Genomic DNA, 24,896 nt, shown 5'->3' on the forward strand with positions numbered 1-24,896 from the left:
AGCGATAAAGCTGTCTTTTTCACAAAATAAAGGCCTCATGGTCCGGTTGTAGAACCTTCATATACTCTTCCCTCAGCATACTATAGATCTCCAGATCGACCACGCCCTTGCCGGACCAGAGGGCCGCCTGCCGCAGCATCCCTTCCTTGACATATCCGTTCTTCAGCAGCACCTTCTTGGAGGGCTCATTATTCAGCATCACTTCCGCCTGAATCCGGTTCACCTGAGCCTGCTGGAACAGAAATGCTGTCAACAGCTCAACGGCCCTGGAGGCGAGGCCCCTCCCCCACTGGGCTTCCGCAAGGAAGTAGCCAATGGTGACCATATTAACCCTCTGATTGAAGTCGCAGGCTTCAATGATTCCGAGCAGGTGCGTATCGTCCGCTGGAGCGAAGATGCCCCACTTGATCCGCGATCTTTTGCCATAATCCCGCTCATAATGACCGATCATGCTCTTGACTGTAGTCTTATTGTGCTTGGGGATAATCCCGCAATATTCGAACACATGGTCATTGCTGTAAATCTCGAACAGCCCGTCCAGATGCTGCTCCTCAATCTTGCCCAGCACCAGCTCCTCTGATCTTAAGACAGGGAACTGGTCAAACACAATCTCCATCTTCACCCGGGGCACTCCCTTCTCTGATCCTTAAGCGCTTGGCCTAATGGGGACGTACAGCTCAACCATGCACTTGCCCTGCGGGTCCTGCGCAGGATCATTCAGACAGAATTCAAGACATGGCCGGTCATCGGCTTCATAGCCGCTGCGGGGTAACCATACGCTGAACATCGTATCATACGCAAGGACAAATCTCTCTACCGTATCATAGTAGGAATACACCGCATACTGCCCGCCGGATAGAGTCTTGTATGCTACCTCCTCCCGATGGGCCTCCCGGTCGAATCCCTCCGGAAGTGTAACGCAAGCATCATAGCGGCATACAGACTCTTCCGTAAGTTCCCCGTCATCCAGTGAGATTCCGATGAACTGCTGATTCGCCGGATGCAGCCCCTTCTCAGTAGCCCAGCCGGTTAGCTTGTCCCATGCGTGATGCGTGTCCAGGTAACTACCAATATGCCTGACATAAGCGACTTCAACTTCTGCAATTACTCTAAGTTCCACCATACTGTCCCATGCCCTCCTTAACAGCGAATTACCTTCGGCTTTATTGTAATCCGCCAGGGCGGCCGGCTCTGCCTGCTTATTGCTGAGGAGTGACGGGAAATTGCTATGTTTCTGCCTGCTGTTCCTGACACTGCTGGGCGTACAGCCGAAATGCCGTTTGAAATGGACATTCAGAGCAGATACCGATTCAAAGCCACTTTCCCATGCAATCTCCAGAATGGTCAGGTCCGTCTTGGTCAGCAGCTCCCATGCCCGCTCGATACGCTTCCTGGTAACGAAGGCCATGGGCGTCATGCCCGTGAAGGCTGTAAATATTCTGCTGAAATGATATTTGGAGAAATGGGAGATCTCCGCCAGCTGATCCAGCCGCAGCGGCTGGCTGCTGTGATTTTCTATGTAGGCAATGACCTGCTTGATCCTCTCTCCATACTGCTCCTTCATCACTGAATCCCCCGTCCTCTTCGTGTTACAATACTGTACAAATATTAATAGATGAGGCGATAGTGAATGATTACCACTCTGTACTTCGTACGACATGCCCACTCTACTTATTCTACCGACGAATTGAATAGACCTTTATCCGAAGATGGACGGGCAGACGCACAGAGAGTTACCCGTCTACTACTTCATGAGAATATTAACATTCTGATCTCTAGTCCCTATAAACGGGCTATACAGACCATTGAGGGGCTGGAGAAACCGCTCAGGACTAGGATTGTAATTGAAGATGATTTTAAAGAAAGAATCTTGTCTTCAGAACCTGTACCGGACTTCGGGCAGGCTATCTCCAAGGTATGGGAGGACTTTTCCTTCGCCTGGCCGGGAGGAGAATCCAATCTGGTTGCCCAGAAGAGAGGCGTACAAGCACTCTATAAAGTTTTGCAGCAATATAAAGGAAATTCAATCGCTATCGGAACTCACGGTAATATGATGGTCCTGATCATGAATGCTCTGGATAAGCGTTATGATTATAGCTTCTGGAAGCAGTTAGAAATGCCAGACATCTATAAGCTAAGCTTCGTTGAGAACAAGCTTGTGAGTGTACAGCGTATTTGGCGCTAGCCCCCCCTTGGCCACACATATAGTTTCGATGCACCCGATTAAACTTGACAGACTGCTGTCACGGCGCTGTGATATAACCAGGTAAAGGAGTGATTGTCTTATGGCAAGCTATGAATACTCGTCAAGGCAGGACTTGATGGACACGATCCATAATCTGTACCTGCTCTTGGATGCCGAGTATGACGGCATTAACAATACATATAAGGATACGCGAATGCCCGAGGTGGACAAAACCCCTGCCGAGATCATCGCTTATCAGCTGGGGTGGCTGGAGCTGGTGAGGAGCTGGGACCGGAGCGAGCTGGAAGGACAGACCTTCTCCATGCCCGCTGCGGATTACAAGTGGAATCAGCTCGGCGGGTTGTATCAGTCCTTCTACAGCAAATATGCGGAGTATTCCCTGTCTGAGTTGCGCGGGCTCTTCCGGCAATCAGAGCAGCAGTGGCTGGACTGGATCGGAACATTGACGGAGGAGGAGCTGTTCATCCAAGGCGCGCGTAAGTGGACCGGAACCAAGGAGAACTGGCCGATGGCCCGGTGGATTCACATTAACTCTGCCGCTCCGTTCAAGACCTTTCGGGGGAAGATCCGGAAGTGGAAAAAGCATTGTCCTGAAGGACTGGCAGAGTGAAATAGTGGCAATATGACAAAGTGGCATAGCAGCTTAGCGTCCACTGCTTCGCAATCATTGCGTGCTGTCTGCCCTCCCGTCTGGCCCTTGCATCCCCCTCCTGTCAGGGCCTTCACGGTTCATTCCCCTGCTCCCGTCCTTGAAGTTGGTGCCCCCGCCGTTCATGCCGGGGAAGCCGCCGGGCCGGGAATTGAAGTCTGCACTAGTAATATTTTGAGCCGTGACCGCTTCGCAGGAAGTGAGCAGCAGAGAACAGCTAAGCATACTAATGATTAAGGTGATGTAATATTTCTTAGTCCGCATGATTAGACCTCCTTGTCCCGGTCAGCAATACATATACGTCTTGGACACCCAAGTAGGATAAGACAAGCAGCAGCGGATACACAGGATACAGATACCGGGACTTAATCTCCCAGAGCAGGTAGAACCCGATGAAGCCAAGAATCACCAGCAGGAGCGGGGTCTCCGCGAAGCGCTTAGTCCGCAGTCCCCGGATTAACCTGATCAGAATGAAGACGTACATCAGGAAATTCTGGACATATATGGCCCACAGCAAGCTGCTCCGGTACATAGAAGCACCTTCAAACAGTCTGCTTGCAGCTGTGGAATAGCTGTAATGGCCCATTACCATGCCGCCCCTCCCGCCAACAGAGGAGGCTCCTTCATTTCCTATCCCGTAGCGCTCCATCTGATAGGTCCCTTCCGTCCAGGTCCAGACCAGCTTTTTATAATACATTCCTGCAAGCTCGGTTAAGGTCGCGCCGGAGAGCTTGCTGCGGATAGACGCCTTGAACAGTTCTACACTCTCCGCCTTATTATAGCCGGCCTCCTGTTGGTAGATATTATAGCTCTCCCGGTCATCCCAGAACCCGAGTGTCTCCAGATTAATCCCCATATTCAGCCACATGTACACTGGAGCAGAATTGCTGGACGGCGATTCGTCCACAATGCCTGTTGCTTGAAGCGCCGTATTCTGAATCCAGGCAGGGAGAACCCACAGCAGCAGCGTTACTCCAAGGGCAGCCATGACCTTTTTCACGCCAATCGCCCGCAGGTTCAGGAGCAGACCGAGGACAATGGCAATCAGGAAGATCATACCTATACTACGGAAGTAGTTGCCGAGTGTCAGCAGAACTGCCGCGAACAGTATATCCTTCATGGATCTTCTGCGGATGAACCTGACTGCGAAGTAGAGCGCGCTGGTGAGCAGAGCCGTGGCAATTCCATCATTATAGATGAAGTTGCTCATGAACAAAGCTGGAACATAGGTCGCAGCCACAATCAGAAGGCCATAGTCCTTCCTGCTTGATTTAGGATTCAGCTCTTGGCAAAGCAGGTAGATGACCAGCGTAGTGACGAGGGAGAAGAGGATATTGAAGCTTTTGATCACCAGATAATTGTCCGGGAACAGAAGCAGCAGCGTCTTCAGATACAGCACGAAGGAGAAATTGAACGGGAACATGTAGAGGTATCCGCCTGACTGAAAGGAGGAATAGTCCTTGTCATAGAGCATAGCCCAGGCCAGGGACAGCACCGTCTGTGAATCATCTGTAGGCATGCGGGTGAACAGAAAAATAATCACGAGCTGCAGGATACCAGACGACAGCAGAACGGCTGGAATAATCTTGGCCCGGCTATAGCCTTCAAGCTTCCGTGAGAGTCTGTACAGCACGAAGCCCAGTCCCAGAACAACTACGATCCATAGCAGGAAAATAAGCGGCTGCTGCCCTTCCAGCACCGCCCGGTCTCCATACACGGAATAATTATATTTTGCCCGGAAAAAGAGGGATGAAGCGATGAACAGCCCAATGAACAAGGCGAGGATGATCGTTACGATTTGCTGGATTCTTTTTACCATGATACCCTCCTGATCGGCAGCGTCCGGCGAGTCTTTCGCATGTGCCTTAATCCATATACGGAGTATACATAGTGAATCTGAATGTTAGTTGAAAGGATGCTTCCTTATCACAAGTGGAAACGGCTTTGCCGTCCTTTTAAAGGACGGTACCGTTTCAGCGAGAAATAGAAGGATAAGTTATCGTGTGAAACATATAAATTCTTATATTTTTTAAAAACCTCCGGGTCCTCTCCAGCCGCTGCATCCATAGATGCGCTCATGCCGGAAAATGTTCCCGAAGGCTTGCTGCTTAAACTATTCTGTTCCTGTTGAATACGTGCGGGTGAATCACTTGTCAGCAACAGCACGAACCACACGAAAGCCCTGGTCATTCCCCCGGCTGCTTGGGTCGAATTGGCCGCGGAAGGATACCTCCGTATTGTTCACTCCGCCGATCCAGCCACCGCCCTTCACGAGCCGGACCGAGCCGGTCTTGCTATTCGAATCCGCTTTCCCGTACCAGTTCCAGCACCATTCCCTTACGTTGCCTGACATATCGTACAGTCCCAGCTCATTGGGCTGCTTGAGGCCGATATTTCTCGGCTGGCTATGGTTGTTCTCAATCGCAGGCCAGGTCCAGTCCCCAGTCAGGAATTGATCGCCGGAGTTCCTCCAGTACCAGGCTACCTCCTCCGGGTTGTCGCTTCCGCTATACGGATTGCTTGTGCTCATCTGGCCTCCGCCTGCTGCATATTCCCACTCGGCTTCTGTCGGCAGACGGTAACCGTCCGCCCCTTCATTTGCCGTTACATTCCATTTCATGAAATCCCGGTCACTTGTATTATTCGAATCAACCGTATTCTTGTCTATATTATAATAGAGGGCCAGGCCTTCCTTCACACTCCGCTCATTGCAGTACTCCACGGCATCATACCAGGTTACGCTCTCCACCGGCAGCTTGTCTCCTTGGAACTGCGAGGGGTTACTCTTCATCACTTCCAGCCATTCTTGCTGGGTGATCTCATATTTACCAATGTAGAAGTCCGGGAGGGTCATCTCTGTCCCGTAGTAATTGGATTTCGTATCTTTAAAAGTACCGCCTTCTATCCGCACTAAACGCTCATCCGCGGCAGGCTTCTCCTGCGCGCAGGCACTGGCTATAACCGCGATTGCCATACACAGAATCAGAATCATTAATGGTTTTCTCATGAATACCTCTCCTTTGAGCAGATGGGCAAGGTACAGGACCTAAGCACAGATCGGTGCATGAAAATGATAAGGCCGGCAGCTTGTCCACCCGGCCGGCCTTAGCCTGTCAACGGTTAGCTGAACTTACGGCACTGCCGGAACGGCAAGGCGCCTGTCAGCTTGTCCATTACCACACGGTTACGTTGGAGCTGCCGCTGCTCTGGTATCCTTCGGTAGCCAGTACCTGATATGACCAGCTGCTTCCCAGATACATTGATTTGCTCTGCCAGGCATTCACGTGGTTGCTGAATGTAATCTGGACATTGCTGCCGATTGGCCGTTTAGATTGTCTTACACTCCAGTACTGCGGGAACGTAGCATTTCCGTCAATAGAAGGAGCGTCGTAACGCATGGTACGATAGATATCATAAGTGCCGCCATCACTGTTCACCGTGCCTTTGTAATCGCCGGTTGGTCTGTAAGTTCCCCAGTTGTCTACCACGTAATATTCAATAAGGGAATTCCGGGTCCATCCGTATAAGGTCAGGTAGCCGTTGCCGGAAGGCGCGAAAACCCCTGCATTATAATTTACAACCCGGTTCGGTGATCCGTAAGTCCAGCCTTTACCCACTACGAAGTTCCCGGTATTGTACCAGTTCACACTATAATTCCCGCCACTTCCGTTCACCGCATTCACGGTTCCGCCGCCATCGGTCCAGTTCTGCCAATAATCTGTTGCGCCTGCAGTAGCTGCGAACGCGCTGAAGCTCAGTGCCGCTGTCATTAATACCGTAAGAAGTTTCTTTTTCATTGTCAATTAATACCTCCCGATTATAATGTGTTTGCTTGCAGCTTGCTTCCCCCAACAGAATAATAACTTATCCTGATGGTTATCCCATATATTTACTTGTCCTCCTTTCGAGAAAATTATATCTAGTAAGCGTTTACATTACTCTCCGCAAACTAAAGATTAACCCCCAATTTTTATTGATATTATGAAATTATTGGGATGAATCGACGAGAATTCCACTCTCGCCGAAGATAGGGGCGGAAATTGGGGGAAATTCGGCAGCGGCGGACTACCATTTACTCCTTCAGGATGGGTTGGCTGGAATCAGGTGCACTAATGCTCTTCGTAACCTAAGAGGGGCCTATCAGTTCATCCTCCGGCTCACCTTCAGCCCACTAAAGGAATTGGTCCCTTTCTTCCACCTCACCCCGTCTTCAGAGCCGACCAACGCCAAAAAGCCGCCCCAAACGGGGCAGCTCTGCGCTATTCTGCCATACTCACTTGTCACTATTCATCCATAGCTAATCTATTAACTTTTTCTATTCACCATCTAGCTATTCCCCATCAACTTTAGTCCCTCTAGCCCATCTTGATAACCGCCTTAACCACATCCTCCTTATTATTAATCACGTAATCGAACGCTTGCTGCGTCTCCTCAAAGTTGAATTCGTGTGTGACGATCCCCTTGACGTCGATCTTGCCGTCCGCGATGGCTCCGATGGCTGCCGGATACAGGTTGCGGTACCGGAAGACCGACTTGATGCCGGCTTCCTTGAACATAATCTGCATGAAGTCGAAGTCAATGATATCCTTGGCGGCCAGGCCAACCAGGACGATGGTTCCGCCTCTTTTGACCAGATATGGCGTCTGCTTCACCGTATGTTCACTGCCTGCCGTCTCAATCACCTTATCCACGCCCGCGCCATCGGTCCAAGCCGCAATGGTCTCCAGCACATTCTCCTGCTTGGCATGGATGACCCGCGTAGCTCCCAGCTTCATCGCCGCTTCCAGCCGCTTCCCGATAATGTCCACCACCACAATCTCCGTAGCCCCGTAAGCCTTGCAGGCTAGTAGTGTAACCAGTCCTATACAGCCAGCTCCAAGAATCACAACACGGTCCCCCAGCTTAACGCCGCCCTGCGCCGCAGCATGGAGTCCTACCGCCAGCGGCTCGACCAGTGCGCCCTCCTCCGAAGACACATTATCCGGCAGCTTGAAGGCCATATTCTCGGGGTAAGCGATATAGTCCATCAGACAGCCATGGTACGGCGGCGTAGCTAGGAACTGTACATCCGGGCAGAGATTGTACTTGCCACTCTTGCAGAACTCACACTGGCCACAAGTCACACCAGGCTCCAGCGCCACCCGGTCCCCCACCTTCAGATGCTTCACGCCAGGGCCAAGCTCCACCACTTCCCCGGCGCATTCATGCCCCAGAATGAAATCTCCGTCCACCACGAAATCACCGATCCGGCCATGCTCCAGGTAATGTACATCCGATCCGCAGATGCCGACAACCTCCAGCTTCACAATGACCTCGCCCTCCCGGACTGCGGGCATATCGATGTCCTTCATTGCCATTTGCTTCAGATCTGTCATATAAAAAGCTCTGTTCTTCATCCATTTCTCCTCCTCAGGAACATTAGCATACTCTTTAACAAACTCCTGTTACTTCAAGGATTTTGCCTTCCTTCTTCAACCATTCAATAATAATATACTTTTATAAAACCATTTAAATAAGATTATAAACGGAATTGGGGTGAAGTCAACAAAAACTCCCCCAGAGAAGGACAAGGCTGCGATTGCAGCAACGTCCCTCTTCCGGAGGAGCGGGGAAAGCAGATATTGTATTAGGGTAAAATCAACCCGGATCTAGATTCTGTCGATAAATTCAGTCACCAGCTCCAGGGCAGCGCCCACAGCGGTGGCCTCCAGCTTATATTTGCAGACCCGCAGGTAGGAGCCATCCTGCTCGAAGGTGTTCTTGCGGGCTGCCAGCGCCTGAAGCTCATCAATGTATTCCTCCATGTGAGCCCCGGCGTAGCCGCCGAGAATCACATCGCAATCGTACAGCATCCGCAGGTTATTCACTGTAAGCACCAGATAGCCCAGATATTCCTGCCAGATAGCCCGCTGCTCCTCCTTGCCCTCTCCCAGCAGCCGGAAGAATTCCGCGATGCTCCCCCCCGTGCTGTCCGATAGAATCCTCGCTGAGCAATAGGCATCTACACAGCCCTTCTGTCCGCAGTAACATGTACGCCCTTCAGGCACAATCGTCATATGCCCGAACTCTCCGCTACGGTGGTTCTGGCCTGCATAGATCTGGTTACCGGCTATAATGGCACCACCCACACTATTGTTAAGGGACAGATAGACCACATTGTGTATGTCCTGCTCTCCCCACAGTTCAGTGAGTCCCGCCGCATTCGCATCATTGCTCAGGACGCAGGGATAAGGGATGTATTCGGCGAACCGCCGGACACTGCCTCCCTTGAAATCTATGACTGTAGCATAGCTTACCGTCTGCCGGTCCCCGGATAGAATCGCAGGCAGCGCAATGCCTACTCCCAGAATCCGGCTGCGGTCCAGCTGACATTCCTCTACGAACTCCTCCACCAGCTTGCCTACCCCATGGAAGTAGGTCTCCTCATTTGCAAACGGATAATGATTCCTGACATTCTTAATGATTCTGCCGCTCAAGTCAATGACGACAATCCCCACATGATTCAGGGTAATATCCAGTCCGACGGCATATCCCGCCACACTGTTACAGGCCATCGACTTGGCCTTACGCCCCCCGGTGGATTCATACAGCCCGGTCTCCTCAATCAGCCCGCGTTCCTGCAGTTCCTTGAGATTCTGTGTCACGGTTGGAAGACTTAGACCCAGCGCCTGTGCAATCTCCTGAATGGAAGTGGATTCACGGTGATACAGGTACCGGTAAATGGCATTCCGGTTCATCTTTTTAACTTCCATACTGTTCAAGCGATGTGTCGCCATTCCAATCCCCCTCACTTTTACAAATGTGCTTTATAATTTTATACATATAATATGCAATCACACCCGTTATAGCAATCATTAGCCGCTTTAGTTGTGAATAATTTCACTTAAGTGGTTTTATTGTATCAAGAATTGGAAGGCCCGTCATTAATCTTTTGGGTCGATGGCCTTAATCGGTCCCTCTTGTCGCACTCATTCGCATGTTAACGCCAAGAATGACGAGCCAACCGGAGAACAGCAACTGGGAGATCAGGATCATTCCCTCACCAAGTAACCATGGATAGGAGCCGATTAGATCAAACACCCCGGTCAGAAGCCCGAGGGCTGCCGTGAATTGTCCCAGTCCGCTCTTCCAAATCACAAGGCTCAGCAGAATCGTTGCGATTCCAACAACTAATGCGACACAATGCACGCCCCCGTAATAGAAGCTGATGATCAGCCTGTAGCTCTCCGGCGTAAGCTCAATCCCATATACCGGATAGACCAGCCTCCCCAGAATAATAACCAACACGATATAGACAGGAACGCTAACCGCCAGCAGGCCGCAGCCAAACTCAGTCAGGACCGGATTCACCTGCACCAGCAGCCGGTATAATGCCGCGATGGAGGGGATGAGCAATACCGCAGCAAAGAACAGCACCTCGTCTGCCATTGAGAGCTGGAATCGCCATTCGCTCAGCCATGATAAGAGCGCAGCATCCTCCAGCGGAGGAGCAGGCACCGATCTCAGGAACAGATATTGGGCCAGGAAGAGCAGGCCGGAACAAATAAACGCCATTCCGCCAAACCGGATCAGCCGCTGACGGGTCATCATATCGCTTCATCTCGATTCTTATTTATTCTTAATGCTGCCGGATTCTATGAACATTTAGGCTTCCGGGTCTATGGCCGCTCCGAACAGGATGAGCAAGGCAAGCCTTGGCCCATCCTGCATATGCGGTTATAGCATAAACAGCCGTGACTCTCTCGCCGTCCAAATATTCAGCGCCTGTGTGCGGACTGCGGGATTCGCATGATTCCTGTACTCCCGCAGACGCTCTGACGGTTCCGGGCTCCAGCGCAGTGCGCTTCCCGCCGCTTCCAGCAACGACAGTCCGAGATACGGAGCCTCGTAAGACGGTTCTGCCCGCAGAACATCCACAATCTCAAGCAATGTCTCCGGTATCCAGAATCCGGCGCTGTTCTCCAGGCTGGCGGCAAGCCCGCGGTACAACTCGCTCAAGAGCTGAGGCTGACGGGTCACCTCCCGTGCGATCCGCTTCACATACCCGGACGCCTCCTCTGCGCGACTCCAATCGATCACTGCGATATATAAGGTCAAGACAAGCTCATATAAAGTCTCGTCGGCGGCCAGTGTGCCGGCCAGCTCCAGGTACAACGGGTTAAGCTGTATGCTTGTACTCTTAGGCAGACCGGTTAACTGCTTGATGAGCACCTGCAGGCGCTGCCGGTGCGGCAGGTCTCTATCCGCCGCTGCATTCCATTCCTGCGTCACGGGTGTTGCCGCCAGCTCCCGGCAGATATCGGCTACAACCGCGTTCACTTTGCCGTCCCGGGCGGCTTCAATCAATGTCATCATCGCGAACTCCCAGCTGGAGCTGTCCTTCAGACCCGCAACCGCCTGAGCCGCAGCCGCCGCAACGGTGTCTTCATAACCGCTTGTCCACCACTTCATGGAAATATAAGCCTGGCTGATGACGGATACATCCGGGTGAGCGGCAATGGCTATGATTAAGTCCAGATAGCGCGGTCTGTAAGCAAGCGGAAGCCCAGCAGGCTGCTGGGACAACAAGCTTACTGCGATATCACGCTCTGGAGAAGCAGCGATGGTACGCAGCACCTCCCAGCTCCGTTCATCATCCAGCAGCCCTCTGGCAGCATGCCCTATAGCAATCACCACATCCTTATGCACAGCAGGCTTCGCGAATTCATTCAACAGCAGCGGAAGACTGTCCTCACTTCTATACGCACCAAGCAGGCGGATGGCTTCCTTGCGGACGGTGATCTTCAGCTTCTCCCTGCTCAGCAGAGCCTTCAGTGCCTGAGACAGCCGCTGCGGACTGACCCGGCGGATACACCTTGGGATGGAGTACATCGCTACACGGGCCCGGTCGCTATCCAGATGCTCCAGCAGCACCGGCAGGGATTTCTCCGGCTCCTCCAGCAGGGACAAGGCATGAAGCGCTGCCTCCACTACCGCCACCTCTTTGTCCTGTACCAGTTCATACAGCCGCTCCGGGTTCCCATCCGGCATACTGGCCATGATTCTAATCGCTCTCGAGCGCTCAAACAAGCTGTACTTGGAACCCGTTGCGACTGTGCTTAACAGAGCACCGTACGCCTCCTGCTGGCGCGGCAGCCAGCGGTAGAATCCGTCCGCAGCCGGAACGGGATAGACCGTTTTGCCCGAGAGGAACTTGCCCTTGATCGCAGCGCCCGAAATATAAGGGTCCAGCCATTCCTGGCGCTTCAGATGCAGATGCAAGAACACCTCGTGGATGGTGATATACGTTGGATCTGCATCCAGCAGCTCCTTCACCCGTTCATCGCGCGTCTGCAGCGGCTCCAGCCAGAGACGGGTTGCCCGGATAGCGGTTCCCTCGGTTTTGGCCCGGGTGGCTTCCCGTAAAAGCTGCTGTAGCTTGAAGATCCCGTACCCCCTTTTACCAAAAGAAGTTGCCAGGCTCAGCACCAGGTTGTAATCCTCCCGCTTGCCCGCCTGCGCAGCGTAGGAATAGATGCCGTCAAAGATGATCTCTTCCACGCCCCGCGGCATGTTCTTCGCAAGGGACGGCAGGGAGAGCTGCCCGTCCTGCTTCGCCAGCTTCTGGAGCGTGTTCAGCGCGAACTTGAACAGCTCCCCGCCCGTCTCCGCCGCCTGATGGCGCAGAATCGAGAAGGCCAATTGCTGCACAGAGTACCTCGTACCATAGGAGGTGTCTCTGGCATCAATCACACTGTCTACCAGCACAGTAAGCGCAGGGACATGGGCAGCCTCGTACACAGACGCCGGACTCTCCGACAGCTCCTTGAACACCGCCGCCCGGACAGGGTCCTGATCATTACGGATGCGGCCTAAGGTCAGTAGTGTAGCATCCATTCCCTGCCTTGCCAGAACGGTGCTGCGGACCAGCTGCATCAGCGCCGTAGCGCGTTCATCTGCATTCGATACCCGGGTGGCCTGCTCCAGCTGCTCTCTGACCTGAAGAATCGGGCGGGCGGCTGTGATGCGCAGGGTGTTCTCCCGGCTCTCCCTGATCTCACGCAGGCCCAGCATCCGGGCAGCCTCCCGGTCACGCAGCGCATGCGGCAATACATACAGCAGCCCCTCCGGATAAACCCGCTCCCGGCGCTTCTCCTCCTCATACGCAGCATCGAAAATCTCCTGGCGCTTAGAAGGCGCAAGATGCTCCAGAAGCCGCGCCACATGGTAGGGCTCGTCCGCCAGCAGCTTGGCAAGCTGCGACAATTGATCCATGGAGAGGAGCTTCGCCCGCTTGAGCACAGCTTCAGGCACACCATAAGTCATAAGCTCACCACGCGTCTGCGTCCGGATCAGCAGCTCATACACCGCGCCTGGTCTCAGGCGCATCAGTGTGCCAAGATTCGCCTTAAGCGGAGGCGGCAGCATGTCTGCCGGCCCATGGTTCACCGCATAAGCCAGCACCAGGTCAGGCTTGTGACTACTCAGATGCTCCATCGCGGAGGAGAACTGCGACCAGACCAGCCCCTTAGCCCTTAGCGGGGCCGCTTCCAGCTCGCTGGTGAAATACTCCGCGACCACCTCCAGATGGCGGCTGGACAGCTTTTTCCAATCCTTAATGGCGTACCCCAGCTCAGCCAGCCGCGCGCAGACGGTAGCCGCAGAGCAAGCCTGCAGCACAATCGCTGCCTCCTCCGGGCCCCACCGGGCCTGTACCACTGGCAATAGCCGCTCCGCCAGCTCCTGGCGGTTCATCAGGGCTACCGTGCGCAGTAGCTTGCGGCGGCAATCCTGTGACAGCTGCGGAAGCTCGTGTTCAATCTCTTCGGCTGAAGCGGCCTTGGGCAGCAGGCCCGCAGCCATTTTCCTGATACCCGCCATAGGATGATATAGCGCAGATCGGATCACAGAACCATCCAGCGTAGCGATCGCCCCCATCAGGGCCAGCCGCGCTTCATAAACCCCGCCCCCAAGTAAGGAGGTAAGTAGCTGTGAGTATTCCGGGGACCCCAGGTGATCACGGCCTAGTCGTGTGATTGTTTTGATTCTATCAGAATACCCCAGGGCATCCAGCTCCCCCAGTAAGCGCTCTTTATTCAATGGGTCTCGTCTCCCAGTCATAAGTCCTCCTCTTGAATCTGTTCTGAGTTCTTCCTTATTTTACAAAAAGTAAGCTTTCACCCGCAACAAGTGGAAACGGCTTTGCCGTCCTTTTGAAGGACGGTAACGTTTCAGCGAGAAATATGAGGATAAGTTATTGAATGAAACATATAAATTCTAATATTTCAAACAAAAGGGTAACCCCGAATCCGGTGCTTCCACCATCTTCAAGATTACCCTCTATACTGCTCAATCTATCAGCCTATTCTTTGTCTTGCTTGGCTTGAACGAACACATACGTGTTCTCATCCGACAAGGCCGCTTCATACCGGAAGTCAAATCCGCTGAAGCCCTGAATCTCCTCGACGCTGGTAATCTGCTGCTCCGCCATGAACCGGACCATCTCGCCCCGGGCCATCTTAACCAGTGTCGCCCGCTCCACCACCTTGCCGCCGATGTTCTGCCCGAATACACAGCTTACCATCCGGACATCACTGCTGAGGTAGGGAGAGACGCACCTGCTGTATTCCTTGGAGGCCAGATTCACAATCGTGTCAGTCTCTGCGAACAGCTGGTCCGCTAATCTTCTGTTCCAGAACTCATAGAGGGTACTGAAGCCCCGCCCACCCAGCTTGGCCTGCATCTCCAGCCTGTAAGGGACCACCCCGTCGAACGGCTGGACGATCCCATAGAATCCTGATAGTATCCGCAAATGCTGCTGCAGATAGTCCAGCTCCTCCGTCTGAAAAATCCCCGGCGCCATGTACTGGTACTGGATGCCCTCATAGGCGAAGATCGCCGGGGTCAGATTCCGGGTCAGGTCCATCTCTTCAATCCGCTGCATATTCAGCGCAGCAATAGCGTCATTGCATTTCCACAGCGCCTTGGCTTCTGCGTAACTCAACTTACGAAGCAGGGCCAGGAGCGTCTGTGACTCGTTTAAGAACTGCGGAGCCTGGCGGGATTCCAGAAAATCCGTGTCCGTTTTCATCTTTTTGGCAGGTGAAATGATGATTCTCATGATACGCTCTTTTCTACCCCTACGGGAAAATAAATGTACCTCTATACTATCATATTATCCCCGCGCCGGCCCCCGGCCAAGCTATTCAGCAGCAAGCGGTACGAAGACAGAGGCGCAGTTCGCCTGGCGGAACCGGGCAATCACATGCCTGCTCCAGTCACGCGTATACTCAGGGTGGGCGCTCAGGTACAGCTCCTCCAGATGATTGAATGCGGCATCATACGGGATGCCCGGATGATCACCGTTCACCTCAAGCTGGGTAATATGCAGATAGATGCCCCCGGGCACCGTCATCTTCTCCACACTGTCAGGAAGGCCATCGAAGCTGCTGACCCTTGTGCCGAAGCAGGAATTCACCCTCCCCTCCTCCCCGCTGTTCACCGGGAATCCGTAATAGTCATGCAAGTAATAACGGGCTGCCCCGGTGGCGAATACCTGATCCTGCACGCCGAAATATTTGGTGATCACAAACTCCTCATCCTCCGGCAGCGTCATGCTGCAGGCAATCTTCATCTCCGGCAGCGTTACCGGCTTGAAGCGCAGGGAGCCGAACTGTTCAGCCGTATTCCCTGGCAGAATCACCGGCTCGTATTTGGTAAGAATCTCACCGGACGGGTCATATGTATTGAAGCTGAGGCCGGCGGGATTATAGACATAGCTTGTATCGTTGCGGAATTCACCCACGAAATATTCATCGGCGTGCATCCGTTCCTCGTAGCCGGTCCGCCCGGCGCTCTTCGATTCATTGATCAGAACCTTGGCATACCGGCAAGCGGGTACGGTCAGCGTCTCCGTATACTCCGGCAAATGCGCTGGCAGCCCCTCGAAGCTGCTTACCTCCATGCCCACAATCACTTTGTAGTTGCCATCCCCCTGAACCCCGGTGCGTACTGTGACGATCTCCCGGCCCTTAATCTGGTGCTCTATCAGACTGGAGAGCAGTGCAATCTCTCCTTCTGCCGCCAGCTTTTTCGTATAAAAATAATCATTAATCGTACCGCCCGCCTGCCCGGAATCATAATACCCGCCATAACCCCGGCTCTCATACGATATCGGCAGCGCAATCCCCACAACCTTCATTTCCGGCCTGTCCACAATGCTGCACAGCTCCGTAACCTGCTCTACATGAACCTCACTTAACATCTCCATCTGCTTCAGCTCCTCCACCATTCTCAGGATTACCGGCTTCACACGGGGACTATAGCCTTCAGCTGCTTGCTGCGGCAGTGCTTGCTTGCTCAGATTCATAGGTCAGCTCCTCTCCTGGTTAAGCTCAAGTATAGTAGCTCACGGTTTGTAAATATTATCACTTCTTAACATCTTTCAGCTTCATCCACACGCTCATCGTTATGGCATCCGGGCGGCCCGGGGCTACTGTCTCATAGGTGGTAAAAGGAAACGTCCCCTCCCTGCTACACCCGCTCTCCTCTACCCAGCTCTCCAAAAGCGCGATAAACATTCCCCGGTCTCCATAGCTGCTGCTCTCAAGCACCGCATACCTGCCTTCGGGAGCCTGCAGAATCTGAAGGCCGCTATCTCCGGCGAGCGCTACCGCTTGCCCCCGCTCCAGCCGGACTCCGCAGGTACAGCGCCCGCCGTGCTGGATGACGCAGAACATGCTGGCCGTTCTTAGCACTTCAGGATGATGCCTTGAGCAATAGTTCATCACGGCTGCCGCTGCCTCCTCTTCCGCCTGCTCCCCTTCCCTGGACGCAGCCAGAAATTCAAGACCTTCACTGAAGCTCACACTGATCTTGTCATAATCCGTCCGCTTCCTCACCGGCACATACAGAATAAGCCTCTTCACCTCGCTGCCCTTGCGGATATACTCTTCCCCGTAGCGCTCCTCATCCTGCTCGAACATGCTGGTCCTCAGCCACTTCAGATACAGATAGTCCCAGGCCAGTCCGATCTCAGCCTCATCGCTTCGGACCGCCAGCTTGGCACAGGTTAAGCTGCGTTCCGGGACAACCTCCAGCTCCCGGAAGATACTTCCGGTTAAGCTATGCATCAAGGCTGGGCCATACTCCACCGCAAGCTCATAACAGAACAAGCCGCCCTGCGGCTGCCCGTCTCGCCCGAAGAGTCTGCCCTGGTAGGCGGGGAGAAGAGCGTATAACGCTTCCAGCGCTTGCTGTTCAATGCCGCCGTGTCTGGTTGAATAGAATTTCATATGTATGGTTGCAGGAAGGATCTCTGTGCTGACGGTTACCTGCCGGACGGCTTCACTGTCGAATCTGGGGAAGAAATAGCAGGCGGTACTTTTTTGATAGGCTAGCGGGGTTAAGCTTGTGGCTGATTTCACATACTTGCATAAGGCTTGCTGGGAGCTGTAGCCGCAGGCGTATGCAATCTCGGCAAGCGGACGCTGTGAGCTTCGGATCATCCCGAGCGCCACCGAGAGCCTGCGCTTGCGGATGTACTCTTTGACCGAGTGGCCGGTGTAGGTATAGAAGTCACGGTACAGCTGCATCAGCGAGGTGAATCCGGCCTGCGCAGCTTGTTCAAGCGGAATCTCCTCATGCAGATGCTCCTCGATGAAGGCGATAGATTGTCTGAAGCGGGCGGACCCTGGCATAGGCATTCCTCCGGGAAGTACAGCATGCATTTCCACATAAGCCGTAGCGGCTACGATTGCAAAAAAAGTCCCGCCTTGGTACGCATTATGAAGAGGCGTGGCGGGATCGGTTACCATAATCATACATACTTAACTCTAAAGGTTCAACGGATCTTAGATATTCGATTCCCCAATCACCCGAATCACCGTATCAAAAGCTTCCAGCTCCACAACCTGCGGACCGCAGTCCGTCTCGATGGTGGTCTGCTGCGGCTGTGCGCTATTGTTAATGACAACCAGGCGCTTGCTCTGCGGATAATACGCACACTCGGTGTAGAGATTATCCGGGAGGTAGCGGGTCTCCTCCAGCTCATTGCCGGCATAGCGGATCAGATTCAGCAGCAGGCGGGTATTCTCCCAGCTGAAGGCCAAGGACGGCAGGTAGATGCCCTTCCCTCTCCCGAAGCTATTCACAGTCAGGGCCAGCTTGCCCTCTGCCTCACGGACCACCGCAGCAGCCCCATCGGTCAGATAGACCCCGTTCTTCGGCGTGAGGCTGACGCCATCCGGCACCAGTCCCTGCACCGGCTGAACTTCATAAGCCCATTTGCCATGCGCCACCCGTGCGCCGGTATCCTCATCCACCCCGAGAACATGCGCCATCCGGAAGTAATGATCGTAGCCGTCCACGGCGGAAGGCTGATTCACCCCGATCAATACGCCGCCCTTATACACCCACTCTGTCAAGGCGTCCACCGCCTGGCTGTCCTTCCAGTGCACCCCGCCGCTCCACGCTGAACCGGCGCTGCCTGCATTGATCACCACATCCACATCCTGCAAGGCACCCTGTCGGACATCCCCGAAGTCGATAAACCGCACCTCTACCGGTAAGCCGGATAAGGCCTCATTAATATGAATCAGATCATGCATATACGTCTCATGGAAGTGGCCGGAGAGGGTCCACGACCGCAGCTTGCCCCACGAGTGCAGAACAGCTACCTTAGTCTTGATGTGATACGGCTTCCCCTGCCTGTGCAGCTCCTTGATCTCCCTGAATTCATCCGCAATCTTCTCAATGTACGCACAGAAATCCGGGTAAGGCTCGACCAGATGCAGATAGCCGCCCAGGCCAATCCGGTCGATCGGCTCACGCAGGAGGGCACGCCGGATGTTAATCCAGTATTGCTTCGCATCGAGTGTGGGATTGCCTCCCTCCATGAAGGTAGGTGCGCCGCCCAGGCCAACCGGGAACAGATACGGATGCAGCCGGATCTCATGCGTCTCCACCTTCACCCCTGAGCAGAGTCTGGCTTCATAGCCCGAGAACACGCATTTGATCATCCCGTCGAAGCCGAACTCCCCGAAGCGGTCATTGTATGGCTCTGCGCCCACCCAGCTGTCATCATAGAAGACATACGCCAGCTTGCCGTGCTTATGGACAATGTCAATTAACTGCTTGCCGAACCCGATGACGAAATCGTTGATAAAAGCCATATAGTCAAGCTTACGCTGCTCCGCCGGAATATGACTGACACGGTATTTGCCGCCGTTCACGAAATCCTCTGCGCACAGCGAATAGCCGTATTGCTCCGCGAACAGATCCAGGCCCCGCGCGCTCACCGTGAAATCGTAGGACCCCCAGTCCGAGAACAGATGGCGGTTCTGCCCGCTGCGGCCCCAGATCCAGGCGAAATTGTAGAACAGGGAGGTGAAGCGGACCACGGTCGTCGCCTGATGTTCCCTGCACCAGTCCTCCATCCAGTCCAGCAGGTACTGCCGGGTCTCCTTATACATCGGATCAATCTGCATCAGATGCTCTTTGTCCCAGTGATTCGTCGTATGGTTGTACATGGAGATCTCTTCCCAGATCCGGTAGGCCATGAAGCTGACCGTATATTTATGCCAAGGCGTTATGCCGGTTAGCACCACATTGCCGGACTCCCGGTCGTAATTCCACTGCTCCCCCGGCACCTCCTTCCCGGTTGTCCGGTCGTACACCTGCCAGTACTTGAACGCCTCACGGGAATCATTCACCCGGAACTGCTCTGCGAAGAAATCCTCCAGCAGGTAGATGGATAGGTAATCCTGCACAGCCACCTTCGGACTTGTAATCAGGAAGGTCTGCTGCAGCTTGTCCGGGTTCCTCGACGCCCAAGCGTTATGGTCGCGGATGATACACAGGGTCGAATAGATGCCGTAACCGGCACTGATAATCTCTTCCGACAACTGCGTGCCGTCACTGTCACGAATGACATCGGCCCCCCAGCGTTCGGCAAGCTTCAAGGTCAGTGCTTCATAACCGGCTTCCCCCGGCAGGGTAAAAGCTCCTGTGGAGCCTGTGGATGGTGTCGTCAACAGAATTCCTCCTATTTGAGCAGATCCGACAGGAACGCAAGCGCGAGGCCCTGGCCCCAGCCCTGAGTCCAGTCCTTGGGAATATGGCGGTACCCTTCACGGTCCTTCATGACAGCCGTACCGCCTGATACGTTCAATACACGTCCGTCTTCGGTGATGTTCTCCAGAATGCCCTTCAGGGCCTTTTGCACATATTTGGTATGCAGCGGATTACCGTTATTCACCATGGCCGCCGCGATCCCGCAGGATGCCGACACCTCTTCATAGGACTCCTCATCGTCCAGCAGCGTGCGCCACAGACCGTTCTCCGTCTGCACCAGCTTCAGCGCCGCCAGCTGATCCCGCAGCGAGCACTCCACATCCATGCACTGCGGGTACAGGTACCACTCCTTAAGCATCGGCTTCACCTGCGACATGGTATAGGCTCCCCACGCATTCGCCCGGCCCCAGTACAGCCCGGACATATGGTCCTGCTTCACATGGTTGTAGCCGTGGAACCAAAGGCCGGTGCTTGGGTCCTGTAAGTATTTGATGTGCCAGTAATACTGGTTCAGCGCGTCCTGGATCAGCTCCTGATCCTCTAGCTTGCTGCCCACACGCAGCAGGAAGAACGCCGCCATGAACAGCGTATCCGCCCAGGCCTGCTCCGGGAAGTCATTGGATGCCGAGACCGTATGCTGCAGCACCTGATCCCCGAACCGCAGCGCGCTCCCCCGGATATAGCCGATTTTACTCAACACAATATCCCAGTACTTCTGCTCCCCGGTCTCTTCGTACAACGTGATCAGCATATGGCCCATTGCACAGGTGTTGACCGTAAAGGCGGGCAGCCCCAGCTCAATATATTCATCTACCCACTTCACCAGCTGGTCCAGGTAGTCCTGGTTCCCCGTGGTCTGGTAGGCCCTGGACACCCCGTAATAGGCAACGCCGCAAGGCCACTCCCACGTTAAATCCATCGCCAGCGTCTTCCTTGCCACTTTATCGATTACACTTAAGATTTCTTCCCGGTTATATGTAACTTGAAGCATGTGTATTCCCCTCTCCTGTTCCCTGCGTCTCTTAAGGCAGCTATCATCCGTCCATCCGTTTGCAAGCGCTTTACAGAATCTATTGTAAGCAGTAAAATGTTCTACATCTAAGCACATTCACATCAAAACTGCGCAATTTCGACCCTTTATTCTTCATTCCTATTCTAACGTAAGAAGGACAGGAGCTACTGAAGATGCCCAGAAAAAAGAAACCCGTCATTGAGTACCGCCACTATAGCCTGCCGATCCAATTCCCTGTCCTGCTGCTCAGCGGCGAACGCTGGAAGATCTCCGATATCAAGAGTGAGCACCTGCATTTCCATAACCATCTGGAGATCGGGATCTGCTATTCGGATAGCGGAATTATGGAGATTAAGGGCGAGAACGTGCCTTTTGCCGCCGGGGATGTGACCTTCCTGCCGCGGTATCTGCCCCACACGACGTACAGCTCTCCGGGAGAGGCCAGTCTGTGGTCCTATCTGTTTTTCTCGCCGGAGGATCTGTTTCAGCATTCCTTCAAGAGCGCCTACGCCGGCTTCGAGCCGAATCTCTGGGCGGTGCAGGGCGCGAACTGTATTCTGAACAGGGACAAGCACCCCCTCATCTATACGCTGGCTACCTCCATCGTCCTCGAATTGCAGCAGCAGAAGCCTTATTATCAGGAGAGTGCGTACGGCTTATTGCTATCCCTGTACATTGAGCTGCTCCGCATTCATTCTACGAACGAAGCCTTGAGCGGCCAGGAGGCCGGGCATAGCCTGAAGGGCGACTTCGTAATCTCCCCTGCGCTGGAGTATATCACCAGGAACTATATGACGCCGATGACCATTAATGATCTGGCCGAGCTATGCCACTTAAGCACCACCCACTTCCGCCGCAAATTCCATGACATTATGGGCACCGCCCCGCTGGATTTCCTGAGCAGCACCCGGATTGAGGAAGCCTGTAAGCAGCTGAAGAGCACCGAGGATTCCATTCTGGAGATCTCGGAGAAGGTCGGCTTCCACTCCATCTCCAGCTTCAACCGCTGCTTCTCCAAGCTGATGGGCCTCTCGCCCAAGGAATGGCGCAAGGGTGCACAGTCGGAGGCGCAATCGGCGAAGGCGAGTATTCTGGAGTTCACGGGGTGGGTATGAGCGCTACTCTTCTAATACTCTCTTGGGTCCAGGGAGGAGCCAGGGGATGCTTCATGATCTCATCGCAGGTCAGCCAGTGGACGGCTTCCACTTCATCCGGACTCCGGTTAGTTGCCGTACCACTCTCATATTCACATAGGAACACCATATTGATGACATGACGCCCATCCTCAGTTACGAAGGAGGAGCTATACACAAAAGTAACCGCATCCTTGATCACGATGCCAACCTCCTCCTCGCACTCGCGCTTCACCGTCCGTTCGAGGATTTCAAGCGTGTTGCCCTCAATATCCACTTTTCCCCCTACAAGAGCCAGAGTCCCTCCTGCATGCTCTTCTTGGGTACTTCGTGTAATCACAAGCCACTTATCTTCCTTACAGATAGCTGCTTCTACGTTAACAATAAACACACTGGCATGCCCCTCTCCTGAAGATTCTGTTATAGCCAATTATAGCAAATACCAGACCTCTTCTAGCAAACACCAAGCTTCCAATCGTCCGGGTGATCAGCAAGTGGACAAACGTATCTTAATTTATCGCTTTCTGAGGATTGTACGCAAACAGGTGGAAAAACAGCAACTAGTTCTATTGATTGTGCCAATTCAGCTGAATTGTGATCCATTAAGTGTCATTTATCCAACTACTGTCCCTTTAGGACTCATCCGCTCTGCAACAAGTGTATAAAATCCAACTGCTTACGCGCAGCACCCCGCCCCCTCCCAGCTCTAGATTTTCTATAATTAGGTACACGCCAAATGTCAAAATTCAATCGTAAAAAAGCGAATTCAGCTCAATGCCTGAATCCGCTTTTTTGGGTTTGTATAATTTAGTTTAGACCATTAATCAATCAGCTTCGACTTCTGGAGCAGACGCTGGATCAGCACCGCCACTTCAGCGCGGGTGACGTTAGCCTGTGCCTCCAGCTTATTGCCGCCGCGGCCGGTGATTAAGCCAGCGGAGGCTGCCAGCGCCAGGCTGTCCTTCGCCCAGGCTCCCGTGCGGCTTGCATCCGTAAAGGCTGCAAGCACGCCTGCGGTGTCCACTGCGCCGGTCTGTTCTGCGAGACCGGTCAGCTTCATCGCCTTGGCAATAATGTTCATGGCCTGCTCGCGTGTGATCCGGTCTCCAGGACGGAAGGTTCCGTCCTCGAAGCCGTTGATCAGACCCGCTTCGGAGGCTGCCCCGACTGCTGCTGCATACCAGCTACTCGCCGGAACATCTGCGAACTTCGCAGCTCCCTCTCCAAGCTTTAGGCCCAGACCGCGTACGATAATCGCTGCGAACTCTGCACGGGTGATGTCAGCGTTCGGGTTGAACGTTGATTCGTTCACCCCGTTAATGACCAGACGGGAGCCCATGTCATTCACTGCATTCTTCGCCCAATGCTTCTCCACATCCGCGAACGTCAGCGGATGCCAGACCACCGAATAGGTGCTGTTCGTCAGACTGTTGATCTCTGCATAATACTTACCTTCCTTCAGGATGATTCGGGTGGGTACATGACGCACCGTTCCATCCGGATCAACAACGATACCTGTTGTAAGCCGGTTCGGGTTAACCCCCTGCGGAAGCGCCACTGTCCGCGATACATAAGCATTGAACCGGTTCAACTCTACTGTTGAGGTCCCGGAAGAAGCAGTAACCGTGAAATCCAGGGCTGGTGCTGCAAGGGTAAGGCCGTCTCTGCCTGCCGCAGCGCTAACCACCTGGTTCATGGCAGCCGAAGCATCACTAATGGTAATTCTCAGCGTAATGTCATCCAGCTTAGCTCCGTTACCTAATCTTGCGGCCAATGCGGCGATGTTAACCTCGGATGCAGGTAAGGTATAACTCCCCTTGCTGGTCTGAAGCACCAGGGTGGCCGCCATATTCTCCATATTCTTGATCATCTGGCCGCTCAATTCTCCGACAATCACATTCGAATCCAGCATCATCGGAATAGTTACTACAGCGCCGTTCCCCTCGGCATCCAGCTTCGCCTGCAATCTGGCCGGATCTACCGCGATGGTCGTTGTTCTAACGTTACCGGTGGTCGTGGTCGTTGCTTTACCCGCGTTCTCCTCCTTGCCGTTCACAAGGACAATCACATCGGTGACCGTACTGGACGGATTCCCGGAAGGAGTCCCGCTGTTCGTGTTACTTCCGGCAGTTGGGTTATTTCCGCTTCCCGGGCTGACCGGTTCGGGAGTCGGCGTTACCGGAGTCGTCACCGCAACTACTGCCATGACGCTGCCGTATTTCACCACTCTGCCTTCCTCATCTACCTCAGCAATCCCAAGCGTATCCCCATCGGCTGCCGGAACTAGCCCTTCAATGCCTACAAGGGTGTATCCGGTTAGAAGGTCTCCTACATTCGGTACAATGATGCTACCAGCACCAAAATTCTTATACAGCAGCTTATGCCCTTCAGCTGGTGCAGGCGTAACCTTGATTTGCGTATAGCCGTTACTCTCTGCACCACTCGGATCACTGGCACTCACAGCCAAGTCCCCGGCAGGGCTCAAGACATTCGTTGTAAAAGTCAGCGTAGTTGCCGGTCCCGCCGGAACCGATCCGCTGGCCGCCACACGAACCTTCACCGTATGCTCCCCGCTCAGGTTCGGCAGGTTGGTTCCGTCATATCGTACGAAGGGTCCCTCATCCACGGAGAATTCCATGCTGGTATTCAGGCCCATAATCGTATTGTTCAGATCATCCGCTACCACTTCTGGAGCTGCCGGGATCACGGCATCCGAGTCATGCACGGTCACCTGAGCAATAACCGAGGCAAAGTCAGTTGACGTAGCCTTCACCCGCACATAATACGTGCCCGGTATCAGACCAGTAACCGTAATGTCTGTAACTTCTGTCCAAGCCCCTGTGT

At 53.8% G+C, this 24,896-nt stretch carries 20 protein-coding genes; 3 read left to right on the forward strand and 17 right to left on the reverse strand.

Annotation, left to right across the window (positions count from 1 at the left end):
* Positions 1–19 precede the first annotated feature (19 nt).
* Together C162_RS11915 and C162_RS11920 are read right to left on the reverse strand one after the other, a co-directional pair.
* On the reverse strand, positions 20–622 hold the full coding sequence (locus C162_RS11915; RefSeq protein ID WP_036694629.1) for a GNAT family N-acetyltransferase: 603 nt from the start codon (positions 620–622) through the stop codon (positions 20–22).
* Positions 623–646: 24 nt separating this feature from the next.
* Complete coding sequence (locus tag C162_RS11920) at positions 647–1,564, reverse strand: AraC family transcriptional regulator (protein WP_036694630.1); 918 nt, start codon at positions 1,562–1,564, stop codon at positions 647–649.
* Between the two features lie 69 nt (positions 1,565–1,633).
* Here C162_RS11920 and C162_RS11925 point away from each other — a divergent pair, with 69 nt between their 5' ends.
* Positions 1,634–2,185: a histidine phosphatase family protein gene (locus C162_RS11925; protein ID WP_036694661.1), complete on the forward strand. Its 552-nt coding sequence runs from the start codon at positions 1,634–1,636 to the stop codon at positions 2,183–2,185.
* A 100-nt stretch (positions 2,186–2,285) separates the two neighbouring features.
* Positions 2,286–2,816, forward strand: a complete 531-nt coding sequence (locus C162_RS11930) for a ClbS/DfsB family four-helix bundle protein (RefSeq protein ID WP_036694632.1) — start codon at positions 2,286–2,288, stop codon at positions 2,814–2,816.
* A gap of 54 nt (positions 2,817–2,870) precedes the next feature.
* On the opposite strand, the gene C162_RS11935 is transcribed toward C162_RS11930, so the two are convergent.
* From C162_RS11935 to C162_RS11995, 13 genes are all read right to left on the reverse strand, one after another.
* Positions 2,871–3,119 carry a hypothetical protein gene (locus C162_RS11935; RefSeq protein ID WP_036694633.1) on the reverse strand — a complete coding sequence of 83 codons (249 nt, stop codon included), beginning with the start codon at positions 3,117–3,119 and terminating at the stop codon, positions 2,871–2,873.
* The gene (locus C162_RS11940) at positions 3,109–4,674 is read right to left on the reverse strand and encodes a glycosyltransferase family 39 protein (protein ID WP_036694636.1); all 1,566 of its coding nucleotides are present in this window, start codon (positions 4,672–4,674) and stop codon (positions 3,109–3,111) included. The genes C162_RS11935 and C162_RS11940 overlap by 11 nt, the downstream gene beginning before the upstream one ends.
* Before the next feature lie 327 nt (positions 4,675–5,001).
* Positions 5,002–5,862, reverse strand: a complete 861-nt coding sequence (locus C162_RS11945; protein WP_036694638.1) for a formylglycine-generating enzyme family protein — start codon at positions 5,860–5,862, stop codon at positions 5,002–5,004.
* A gap of 166 nt (positions 5,863–6,028) precedes the next feature.
* Positions 6,029–6,652, reverse strand: coding sequence for a glycoside hydrolase family 11 protein (locus C162_RS11950; RefSeq protein WP_036694640.1), 624 nt, complete (start codon positions 6,650–6,652; stop codon positions 6,029–6,031).
* Between the two features lie 558 nt (positions 6,653–7,210).
* Positions 7,211–8,251: an NAD(P)-dependent alcohol dehydrogenase gene (locus C162_RS11955; RefSeq protein WP_036694641.1), complete on the reverse strand. Its 1,041-nt coding sequence runs from the start codon at positions 8,249–8,251 to the stop codon at positions 7,211–7,213.
* Positions 8,252–8,503: 252 nt separating this feature from the next.
* Positions 8,504–9,631 (reverse strand): ROK family transcriptional regulator, encoded by a 1,128-nt coding sequence (locus C162_RS11960; RefSeq protein WP_036694642.1) that lies wholly within the window; start codon positions 9,629–9,631, stop codon positions 8,504–8,506.
* Between the two features lie 169 nt (positions 9,632–9,800).
* On the reverse strand, positions 9,801–10,445 hold the full coding sequence (locus C162_RS11965; protein WP_156949613.1) for a hypothetical protein: 645 nt from the start codon (positions 10,443–10,445) through the stop codon (positions 9,801–9,803).
* A 126-nt stretch (positions 10,446–10,571) separates the two neighbouring features.
* Positions 10,572–13,955, reverse strand: a complete 3,384-nt coding sequence (locus C162_RS11970) for a HEAT repeat domain-containing protein (protein WP_036694646.1) — start codon at positions 13,953–13,955, stop codon at positions 10,572–10,574.
* Between the two features lie 241 nt (positions 13,956–14,196).
* Complete coding sequence (gene yaaA, locus C162_RS11975; RefSeq protein ID WP_036694647.1) at positions 14,197–14,955, reverse strand: peroxide stress protein YaaA; 759 nt, start codon at positions 14,953–14,955, stop codon at positions 14,197–14,199.
* 81 nt (positions 14,956–15,036) lie between these two features.
* Positions 15,037–16,203: a GyrI-like domain-containing protein gene (locus C162_RS11980; RefSeq protein WP_036694648.1), complete on the reverse strand. Its 1,167-nt coding sequence runs from the start codon at positions 16,201–16,203 to the stop codon at positions 15,037–15,039.
* A gap of 58 nt (positions 16,204–16,261) precedes the next feature.
* The gene (locus C162_RS11985) at positions 16,262–17,533 is read right to left on the reverse strand and encodes a helix-turn-helix domain-containing protein (protein ID WP_162174458.1); all 1,272 of its coding nucleotides are present in this window, start codon (positions 17,531–17,533) and stop codon (positions 16,262–16,264) included.
* A gap of 153 nt (positions 17,534–17,686) precedes the next feature.
* Entirely contained in the window at positions 17,687–19,867 is a 2,181-nt protein-coding gene (gnpA, locus tag C162_RS11990; RefSeq protein ID WP_036694650.1) for a 1,3-beta-galactosyl-N-acetylhexosamine phosphorylase, read from the reverse strand.
* An 11-nt stretch (positions 19,868–19,878) separates the two neighbouring features.
* Positions 19,879–20,898: a glycoside hydrolase family 88/105 protein gene (locus C162_RS11995; RefSeq protein WP_036694651.1), complete on the reverse strand. Its 1,020-nt coding sequence runs from the start codon at positions 20,896–20,898 to the stop codon at positions 19,879–19,881.
* A gap of 194 nt (positions 20,899–21,092) precedes the next feature.
* On the opposite strand from C162_RS11995, the gene C162_RS12000 reads away from it, so the two are divergent.
* Complete coding sequence (locus tag C162_RS12000; RefSeq protein WP_036694653.1) at positions 21,093–22,034, forward strand: AraC family transcriptional regulator; 942 nt, start codon at positions 21,093–21,095, stop codon at positions 22,032–22,034.
* On the opposite strand, the gene C162_RS12005 is transcribed toward C162_RS12000, so the two are convergent.
* Both C162_RS12005 and C162_RS12010 read right to left on the reverse strand, forming a co-directional pair.
* The gene (locus C162_RS12005) at positions 22,018–22,443 is read right to left on the reverse strand and encodes an NUDIX domain-containing protein (RefSeq protein ID WP_036694654.1); all 426 of its coding nucleotides are present in this window, start codon (positions 22,441–22,443) and stop codon (positions 22,018–22,020) included. The genes C162_RS12000 and C162_RS12005 overlap by 17 nt on opposite strands.
* Before the next feature lie 429 nt (positions 22,444–22,872).
* On the reverse strand, positions 22,873–24,896 hold a 2,024-nt coding region (locus tag C162_RS12010; RefSeq protein WP_200869201.1), incomplete at its 5' end, for an S-layer homology domain-containing protein.

Source organism: Paenibacillus sp. FSL R7-269 (assembly GCF_000517865.1).
Taxonomy (GTDB): Bacteria; Bacillota; Bacilli; order Paenibacillales; family Paenibacillaceae; genus Paenibacillus_AQ.